The sequence below is a fragment of the Okeania sp. SIO2B9 genome (genome assembly GCF_010672505.1).
Taxonomy (GTDB): domain Bacteria; phylum Cyanobacteriota; class Cyanobacteriia; order Cyanobacteriales; family Microcoleaceae; genus Okeania; species Okeania hirsuta.
Map to the genome: position 1 here is coordinate 1 of NZ_JAAHGK010000090.1, position 10,365 is coordinate 10,365.

Annotated in this window: 5 protein-coding genes and 1 pseudogene; 5 read left to right on the forward strand and 1 reads right to left on the reverse strand. The window is 34.5% G+C overall.

Features of this window, described 5'->3' with window-relative positions; genetic code table 11:
* Window positions 1–348 precede the first annotated feature (348 nt).
* From F6K13_RS05520 to F6K13_RS05540, 5 genes and pseudogenes are all read left to right on the forward strand, one after another.
* Window positions 349–1,983, forward strand: coding sequence for an HD domain-containing phosphohydrolase (locus tag F6K13_RS05520; protein ID WP_124144683.1), 1,635 nt, complete (start codon window positions 349–351; stop codon window positions 1,981–1,983).
* Between the two features lie 808 nt (window positions 1,984–2,791).
* Complete coding sequence (locus F6K13_RS05525; protein ID WP_124144682.1) at window positions 2,792–4,687, forward strand: iron uptake porin; 1,896 nt, start codon at window positions 2,792–2,794, stop codon at window positions 4,685–4,687.
* A 1,412-nt stretch (window positions 4,688–6,099) separates the two neighbouring features.
* Window positions 6,100–7,062 (forward strand): cysteine synthase A, encoded by a 963-nt coding sequence (gene cysK / locus F6K13_RS05530; protein ID WP_124144681.1) that lies wholly within the window; start codon window positions 6,100–6,102, stop codon window positions 7,060–7,062.
* Between the two features lie 32 nt (window positions 7,063–7,094).
* Window positions 7,095–7,250 (forward strand): annotated as a pseudogene (locus F6K13_RS05535) (zinc ribbon domain-containing protein); the annotation flags it as partial.
* 525 nt (window positions 7,251–7,775) lie between these two features.
* Window positions 7,776–8,450 carry a J domain-containing protein gene (locus F6K13_RS05540; RefSeq protein WP_124144680.1) on the forward strand — a complete coding sequence of 225 codons (675 nt, stop codon included), beginning with the start codon at window positions 7,776–7,778 and terminating at the stop codon, window positions 8,448–8,450.
* Between the two features lie 755 nt (window positions 8,451–9,205).
* On the opposite strand, the gene F6K13_RS05545 is transcribed toward F6K13_RS05540, so the two are convergent.
* Window positions 9,206–10,365, reverse strand: a 1,160-nt coding sequence (locus F6K13_RS05545) for a cyclic nucleotide-binding domain-containing protein (protein WP_287287002.1), incomplete at its 5' end; no start/stop codon positions are given.

The following is a 10,365-nucleotide window of genomic DNA, read 5'->3' on the forward strand; positions in this document are numbered from 1 at the left end:
ATTCGACCCGTAAACATACAGGCTCGATGAGGCAACTGGGGCAAATGAAGCGCTCAAAATCTCAAAGTGCGGACTTTGTTGACGGGGACTTAGAAACCCCGTCCGTCTACACGGCGGGGTAGTTCATTTTAAGTTAGTCTAGTACGGATTAACTGACCGAGTATTTATAATAGAGTTATTAGTTAATAAATTTTCTAATTAAAACTGAAATTAAGCAAGCAAAAACTAGAATTTTGATGCCTTTAAATTCAAAATAATTTTCTTTAACTATATTACTACCCGAAAGTTAAGTGTATTAATTAGTAATTAAGTTTGTTCAGGATAAAGGCTAGTTAATAGCCCTAAATTATGTTCCAACTAAATATTCTCAAGTGGATGCAAGAATCTGCTACCGAGAACACAGAATCATTGATAGAGCAGCTACTACATATTGGTGCTGCCCTTTCAGATACTTACGATTTGGGCGATATTTTACATTTAATTTTATCCAAAAGTCGGGAGATAACTTGTAGTGATGCAGGTAGCGTCTATCTAGTAGAAAAAAAAGGAAATCAACCTACTAAGTTATTGTTCAAGGTAGCCCAAAATGATTCTTTGCCAGACTTTTCTTTCCACGAGCTGGCGATCAATATGACACCGAAAAGCTTGGCCGGATATGTTGCTCTTACAGGTGAAAGTTTAAACTTATCAGATGCCTATAATTTACCTTTAAGTGTACCTTATAAATTTGACAAAAGCTTCGACAAAAATACTGGTTATCGTACTTGTTCTGTGTTAGTTTTACCTATGCAAAATAGGTCTCAAGAAATAATTGGAGTGCTCCAGTTAATTAATCGCAAGATTAACTCAAATGCAGTATTAACAGCGAAGAATTTTCAAGAATTAATTCAGCCATACTCACAATGGGAAGAACGAATAGTAAGTTCTCTTGCTTCTCAAGCAGCTATATCAATAGAAAGAAATCATTTACAAGAAAATATTGAAAATCTATTTGATGGCCTTGTTAAAGCATCAGTACAAGCAATAGAAGCTAGAGATTTATGTACATCAGGTCATTCAGAGCGAGTAGCAAAATTGACAGTCAGCTTGTGTCAAGAAGTTAATACTATTACCAGCGGGCCTTTATGGGCAGTGTCCTTTAACGAGCAGCAAATTAAAGAAGTTCGGTATGCTGCTTTGCTGCATGATTTCGGTAAAATTGGAGTCCCAGAAGCAATATTAACAAAACGTAAAAAACTTTATGAACAACAATTAGAGCTGATTCAGCAAAGGTTTTCTGTTGCTCAACGTACCTTGGAGATGGAGCATACTCAAACCAAGTATAAACAGTTACTCGGACATTTATCTGACATATCTCAACAACATACTCAAGAAAATTGTCCTCTATGCCAAAAAATTGAAAATTTGGATTTAGAACTAGAAACAGCGATCACCAAGCTTAATAACTATTGGCAAATAGTATTAACCGCTAACGAGCCAACTATAACAACAGAAGAACCACTGAAACAACTGAAGCAATTATTACTTTACACTTACAAAGACATAGACGGTCAAGTTAAATCACTAATTACACCGGAGGAAATGGCTCAACTAGCAGTTCCTAGAGGTAACTTGACTTTTGAAGAAAGAAAAGCTATAGAGTCTCATGTAACTCATTCTTACGAATTTTTGAAGCGGATTCCCTGGACAAATAACTTACAGCAAATTCCAGAAATTGCTTATGGACACCATGAAAAATTGGACGGCAGTGGTTATCCCAGGGGACTAAAGCAAAAAGATATTCCTATTCAAGCCCAGATTATGGTTATTGCAGATATATATGATGCTTTAACAGCAGGAGATCGCCCCTACAAACAAGGTTTGCCTGTAGAAGTTGCTCTCAGAATTATGCGTCATGAAGCAGCCCAGAATAAAATTAATAGCAACTTCTTGGAACTATTTGAACAACGAGAAGTCTTCTCCATACTAGGACACAGCAAATAAGGTACACTCAAAAAAGCAAAAATTTATACTAGAGATACAAAGATCAAAAATTAATTAGGCCATGGTTAACAGAATAAAAAAATTCTGTATAGAGGTTGTTGATAAAAAAAAATTGTGATAACCTGTCACTCAACTACCGAATCTATTTATCAAAAAATCTTGAAAGAGGACTCCCGCTATAATCGCGAGATTTAGCGGTGAGAGGGGGCGTACAAATTGCACGGGAAACCAACGCACACAGCCCCTCATAGATTTCAAAGTTATAAATTAATTAAGTGGTGGTGAATCAATAGTAGAGGGTTAATAGCGGTGGGGCACACCGTTCAATAAAAGCGCACCGCCTGCGCTGAGGTTTCCTCAGCGTAAAGACGGAGCAAGAAAAGCTTGTGGAGACGGTCTGGCAGGGGTACAGCTCAACTTGTTTGATTTGTTATCTAGTTAAGAGTTTGTGAAGCAAGAATCCCCCGTTATAATCGAGCGATTTAACGGTGGGAGTGTCAAGTAAAAATCTTAGGGTTAAAAATTAAATTTTTAGTAAAACTCACAGAAAGCTCTGTTTGTGCTGTAGATAAAGTTGAACAAACCTCAAAATTTGTTCTAAGATTGGAAGTATTTTTAAGATTGCTTGTAAGTCTAATCCTGCCAAGAGCTACCTAGACTCTGAAAAAAAATTAGACTATTTGCACCTTTGCAACTCCTTCTTAATAATCAAGAAGTTGCAAAGCTAAAACTATGCTAACCAATCAAAATTAACTGATAAATATAGCCAAATGGTCTCTCTGCGATCGGTGTGAGGATGAGAGGGAAAATGTCAAAAAAATTCTGGAATTGTCTACTATTTAGTCCAGCAGTCTTGGGAGCAACCCTTGTTGCATCCTCAGCCGCTGTAGCGACTGAAAGTAAATCAGCAAATCTGGTTGTTCAGTCCCAAGATACAAGCATAGAAACACAGGAAACTGAACTATTAGCTCAAGTCCCTGGAACAAATTCAGCTAATTCCGTTGCTAATGCACCAGCAACGACCATAAGACAAATAAACCGCTACGGAAGAGAAGGTCGTAACCTTCGTCAACCAAGTCTTCGTAATCTTAACAGAGGAAATAGAAGAAAAACAAAAGGTCAAGTTACTTCTGTATCTCAACTTTCTGATGTTCAACCTACAGACTGGGCCTTTCAAGCACTACAATCCTTAGTTGAGCGTTATGGATGTATTGTTGGATATCCGGATGGTACTTATAGAGGTAACCGTGCTTTAACCCGTTTTGAATTTGCGGCTGGTGTTAATGCTTGCTTAGATAGAATTACAGAACTATTACAAGCTGCTATAGCAGATACAGTAACTAGAGAAGACCTGGCAATTCTACAAAGATTACAAGAAGAATTTTCTGCTGAATTAGCTATTTTGCGGGGTCGTGTTGATGCTCTAGAAGCTCGTGCTGCTGAATTAGAGGCCAATCAATTTTCGACAACTACCAAACTTAGAGGTGAGGTAATTTTTGCCTTTGTTGATAACTTTGAAGACCAAGGGCGATACGGAACCTTCAACGATAATACACAAGACGAAGACCAAACAGTATTTCAATACAGGGTACGTTTGAATTTCAACACTAGCTTTTCTGGTGAGGACTTATTATTTACAAGGTTACAAGCAGGTAATGCTCAAGCATTTAACCAGAAGATAGCTGAGGCTGAGGGACAGCAAACTTTTAATGTTCTTAACCTCACAGATGATACGGTTGAGCTAGATAAACTTTTCTATAAGTTCCCTGTCAGGGATAACATTAGAGTAACTATTGCTGCTAATAAAGTAAGTTGGTACGATTTTGTTCCTACTCTCAACCCTTACATGGAAGATTATGATGGAGGAAGTGGTTCTTTAAGTGCTTTTGGTCAAAGGAGTCCGATCTATCGTTTAGGGGGAGGTAAAGGACTTGGCGTTGAGTATGATTTTGGTTGCAAAGACCAATATGCTTGTGTCTATAGTCCATTTTCTGTATCTTTTGGTTACTTAGCAGCGGAAGGTGAAGATCCTCGGGAAGGAAGAGGTTTATTTAATGGAGATTATGCTGCATTAGCACAACTAACTTTTACTCCAATCAAAAATTTCCAAATTGGACTTACCTACAACAAAGGCTATTTTGGACCAGGAAATTTTGGATATGATGATGGTGCAGCTACAGGTCTAGGGGATAATGGCAGTTTAAACAGTGGCTTTGTGGGGACTGGTGTTGCCAATACTATCTTTGGTTTAAATGCAGAACTTAATGACCGCCGACCAGGTTCAGTTAATATTGCCCAGCCAGTTTCGACTAATGCTTATGGTGTACAAATGTCCTGGCGAGCAGCTGATTGGGTAACTATTAATGGCTTTGGTATGTATCTTGATGGGAAGCTGATTGGTTTAGGTGATTTTGAACAATGGAGTTATGGAGCAAATTTAGCTTTCCCCGATCTGTTTAAGGAAGGTAGTTTAGGTGGTATTGTTGTAGGTCGGGAACCCTACATGAATGAACTACAAGTTCCTAACGGGTTGGCATCGGGATTACGACAAGATATGTCATGGCACATAGAAGCATTTTACAAATATCAAGTTACAGATAATATCTCGATTACTCCTGGTGTAACTGTAATTACAAATGCTAACCAAGATGATGATAATGATGAATTAATTATCGGTACTATCAGGACTACATTCCAGTTCTAGTGATTAGCTGAAGTTATTAGGGTGGAATTCCACCCTATACACCTTAAAAGTTTTAAAAGTTTATTTATTGCAATTTATCTAGGATTACTCAAACTACATACATATAATTCTGAGAGTTAAAAATTCTATACTTGAATTATCAAATTATCCTGATAGATATAGCAGAAAAAAGAAGCAAGGAGGAAAAAGTTAGTTATCTAGAAGAAAAAAAATCTTGTGTTGCCTGAGTTTTAATCTTTTGATATGTCCGCCCTCTTTGCTTCGACTACTATAATAATTAACAACTTATTTGAAAACAGATTCCTCTACATTTCTGTTCCCTGTTTCTTATTTTGGTAATTAACATCAGTAAACTAAATTTATTTTTAACTATTTTTATTGACAGATATTAAATGAGATTTGATGTTGGCTTGAATTCAAAATTTATAAATATATAAATTAGCAAGTAGTTATATACTATCTTCTTAAGGGCTACTCAAAAAGGGGCATTGCACAGTGACGAATGATTTGAGATTTTTGATAAACAAGATTTTGGATTAATTAATTGCTATAATTAATAATTAATATTAGGTTTTTTTTAGTCAAAGTCTAAACTATTTTTTGGCAATATAATTCCATAATGTGCAACCCCCAAAAAGGTTGTATAATTACAATTTTTGTCTTGAAAATTTGGTAAATTATTTAAGTAAGTATATGTGAAAACTAATTTATAGCAGTCGCCAAGGTGCTTAGGACATAAAGGAGAAATATAGGGTTGGCGGAGGCTAGCCGCAGCTATATCGCCTCTATGAAATGGTCTAATAACTTTGATTCTTCTCTATCCTAATCGCCCTGGCAGTTACTATAACTTATGTTTCGAGGTAAATAAAAGTTAACAACAGCGTATCTGTCTTGAACACAGCTCCAAAGGATCGAGAGAGAATGGAGAAAGTTAGCCATATCCGTATATCCAATTGACTAACAAAAAAAATAGAAAATATATTTGATTAAAAATCAACTTATTATTTAGTAGTAAGTATACAAACTTATAAATTAGTTTTAAGGTTTTTTAAGAGAGAAGATTAACTCAATAATTTTGATTAAACAATATGCTCAGAAGAACATAAAGAAAAAGAAAAAATATATAAATCTGTAAGATTCAGTACATAAGATATATATATATATATATAAACCCAAGCAATCATAGCTAATATTGGGTATACTTATCAAAAGAAAATAGAAAATAACTTAATATAAATTAATTTTATACTTTTGCTAATAATGTGAAGTCATGAAAAAAGTAGAAAGTATTTTTACATAAATAAAACATACTTTACTTTAGCTGCAAATAAACTTTAAGTTTAGCATAATAAACAATTATTTTCTATCAAATTATAAGTAGCCCTCAGCATACTATTTAGGATAAAAATATCATGCGTATTGCTCATAATATTACTGAATTAGTAGGTCGCACACCTCTAGTACAATTGAATCGTATTCCTCAAGCAGAAGGTTGTGTAGCCAGAATAGTAGTAAAGTTAGAAGGAATGAATCCTGCTGCCTCTGTCAAGGACCGCATCGGTGTTAATATGGTTAATGCAGCAGAGCGTGAGGGATTGATTACACCAGGTCAAACAGTATTAGTTGAACCAACATCTGGAAATACAGGTATTGCTCTAGCAATGGTAGCTGCAGCTAGGGGTTACAAGTTAATTTTAACAATGCCAGAAACGATGAGTTTAGAGCGTCGTTCTATGTTACGCGCCTACGGAGCAGAACTGGTTTTGACCCCAGGTAGTGAAGGTATGAAAGGTTGTATCACAAAAGCACAGGAGATAGTTGAGTCAACGCCTAAGGCATACATGTTACAACAGTTCCAGAACCCAGCTAATCCACAAATTCATCGCCAGACTACAGCATTGGAAATATGGGAAGATACAAATGGCCAAGTAGATATTTTGGTGGCAGGTATTGGTACTGGTGGAACAATTACAGGTATTGCAGAGACTATTAAGCAACGAAAGTCTGATTTTCAAGCGATCGCTGTGGAGCCTTCAAATAGTCCAGTCTTATCTGGTGGACAACCTGGACCTCATAAAATTCAGGGAATAGGAGCAGGTTTTGTCCCGTCTGTTCTGAATCTGGATATCATAGATGAAGTGGTTCAGGTTGCTGATAGTGAAGCAATTAGTTATGGTCGTCGTATAGCTAAAGAGGAAGGTATCTTGTCAGGTATTTCTACAGGAGCAGTTCTTTGTGCAGCAATAAAGGTAGGTCAGCGACCAGAAAATCAAGGTAAATTAATAGTAATGATTCAGCCTAGTTTTGGGGAGCGTTATTTAAGTACTCCACTATTTCAGGAACCAGAACAAACTCTAGCTACAGCAGTTAGCTAGATATATTTAGTTAGCTAAATCTAAGAACCCATTCTTGTCCCCATTGTGGCATTGTAATAGATCGTGACTTCAATGCCGCAATAAATATAAAAAATAGGGCGGTGGGGCATCCCGTCCTTAAAGCTCGTGGAGTCCGACGGGGGACCGGGACCGTGAAACGAGAAGCCCGCACTATACCGAATGGTTAGTGTGGGAGTATGTCACTGTGGGACTTACACATTCACGCAATACTAGATTTTTGGCAAATTTAGGTCATCAGGAAAAAGTAACAGGAATACTTAGTTTCTGCATATTAGTTGATTTGAATTTCAGTTTGACAAAATGCCTCAATATACGTGCTCAAAACTATAGTGCTATATATTTGCGTAGTAGTGTTTGATGAGAATTGTAAGTACCTGACTAATTTGGGATTATTTAAAGCTCTGCAAAGACTAAGTATTGTGATGAGAAAATATAATTAGTCTTCTACCTAACGGAAAGTCAAATTTAATCCCAGTTCAAAATTTAGCAGAATTCATATTTACGGGAAATTCAAATACCTTATATAATTTTCTACTCACTATTGCTATCTAGAATCTAAAATATTTAATCTATCATTATCAATTTAAAAGTTTGTTTATTTCATTGGTAAATTATTGATAACAATGAATAAAATAAGTAATGGAAATGTAAAAACTTAGATTCTATTGTAAATATTGAGTAGAAATAATTTTATGGTCACTAGTGATTATTACAAAACTTTGAATGTTAATCCCACAGCAACTCAGGGACAAATTAAACAAGCTTATCGTCGTTTAGTGAAGTTATTTCACCCAGATGCTAATACAGAAATAGCAGACCATGAACGTATTATTAGCATTAATGAAGCTTATGAAGTATTGGGCGATCCCCAACTTAGAAAATCTTATGATCAACAATTTAATCAACACGATCAGAAATATACTAATACAAAGCAAAGTTACTATAAGCAAAATAAAAGAGGTAATAATGCAGATGAAAATCTACAAAAATGGTTAAATCAGGTTTATAAACCAGTTAACAAAATTATAATTCAAATATTAAAACCTCTAAAAAAGGAAATTGATTATTTAGCAGCCGATCCGTTTGATGACCAACTAATGGAATCATTCCAAAATTATTTAGAAACTTGTCGGCGCTTGCTCAAAAAAGCTCATAATTTATTTAGTTCTCAGCCAAATCCATCTAATTTGGCAGGAGTAGCAGCTCATTTATATTATTGCTTAAATCAGGTTAGTGACGGAATAGAAGATTTAGAATTGTTTACTCTAAATTATGATGATTATTATTTACATACAGGTCAAGAACTATTTAGAATTGCTTCTAGATTACGCCAGGAAGCACAGGCAGGAATAAATGGTATTTTATAACTTTATTTATTCTTGAGGATAGAGTGGAAAAGTCATACCAATTTGATAAATATTTATCACACATCATAAAATATTGATTATAACTACTTGCTCTTGATAGAAACTGCTATAAATCTTAGATTTCAATATCACTTTTCTTTAGTTAAGCGTTTCCTAACTCTCAGATATTTTTGACACAACTACGTTGAGGATTACTATATTCTTTGATCCAATAGTATTAGATATTATATTAGCTCATTACGAAAATTTATCTCTAATTTTTGCCATTTTTTTTATAGACTAAAAGTTAGTTTCTGGAAATGTATACTTTTTCCATTTAACATGAAATCCGGTTATACAATTGTCCTACTCTATACTTTATATTAATGTAGACTTAATGTAGACATAAAATTCCAGAATATCCCTAGATAATTCTCACTCTCATCCTTCCTTTCTCTTTTCTCTTTTCTCCTTTCTTCTGACTACTAACTACTGAATTATACGATAATATCATGTCCGGATAATTAGTGATAAAAAACTTTCTCCTTCTCCTCTTATACCAATTACCAAAAGTAATGCTATACTTAGGTAACACTTCAGTTATTAAGTAATTAAACTATCCTAATAAATTTTTTGCTAATTTGAGCATATTTAATATGAATTATTATTATTTTTACTTCTCCCCCACTCCCTTACTCAAGAAAATGTAGAAAAGTTTTTGAGAATATGGTATTATTTCTTTTCTCCTGACTCCTGACTCCTGAATCCTAATTTATTTAAATTCCAAAAAGAGTTTGAATCCGATTTCTAATCCTAGTAAAGGGAGTATTTTCTGAAGAACTACGATCAAGTAATCCTAATTCTTGTAATGCCTGTCGGCGTTCACAAAGCTTTCGAGAAATATCAGTAGCCAAACTAGGAGATTCTTCTAATAATCTTTGCAAATCATGTTTTTCTATTACAAATAAAATTGAATCTTCAATAGTTTTTACTGTAGCTGTACGAGGAGAACCCAATAACAAAGACATTTCACCAAAAAATTCTCCTTCGTGAAGAGTTGCAATATATTTACCAGTTTTTTCAGAAATCACCTCAATAGCACCAGAAAGAATAATGTAAAAAGAATCTCCAACATCATTTTCTCTAAATATAATTTGCCCTTGAGGAAATAACTGTCTATAACCATATTCTATTAATTTTCTGAGTTTTAAATCAGTAAGACTTTCAAAATAAGTGACTCTTCTGAGTAGGTCTCGCAAAGTCCAATTATTTGGTGATTTTAATGCTGATTTTTTAGTTTGTTGAAAACTACTATGTTTTTGCTCAGAAGAAACACCATTTTGAGAAAAAACTTTATTTTCGCTATTTTTTGTAAAAATACTACTGTTAAATAAGGTACTCAAATCTTGTGGATTTTTTAACCATAAATCTCTCTGAGGAAAGGGAATAACTATATCCTGCTGAGTCAATTCATGCTCAATTAAAAAATTCAAAGAACTTTGAATTATATCGCTATCTTGAGGATGGTCAATCCAAACTAATAACTCAAAATCTAAAGAACTATCACCAAAACCTTTAAACCATACTTTAGGAGAAGGACAGTTTAATACACTCGTTTCTGCCCGAGCAGCAGCTAATAATGCTTCCGTTACTAACAGTGGATCGCTACCATAAGCAACTCCAACTGGCATACGAAGACGACTTTTAGGATCTTTATAACTCCAGTTAATAATATTATTTTCTACAAATTTTATATTAGGTACAATTACAAATATGCCGTCAAGAGTACGCACAATTGTAGACCTAATAGAAATATTTTCTACTGTTCCTAATAAATTGTCTACTTCAATAAAATCTCCTACCTTAATAGGTTGTTCAAATAAAAGTGTTAAACCACTAATAAAGTTACTAGCAAGATTTTGTAATCCAAAGCCAA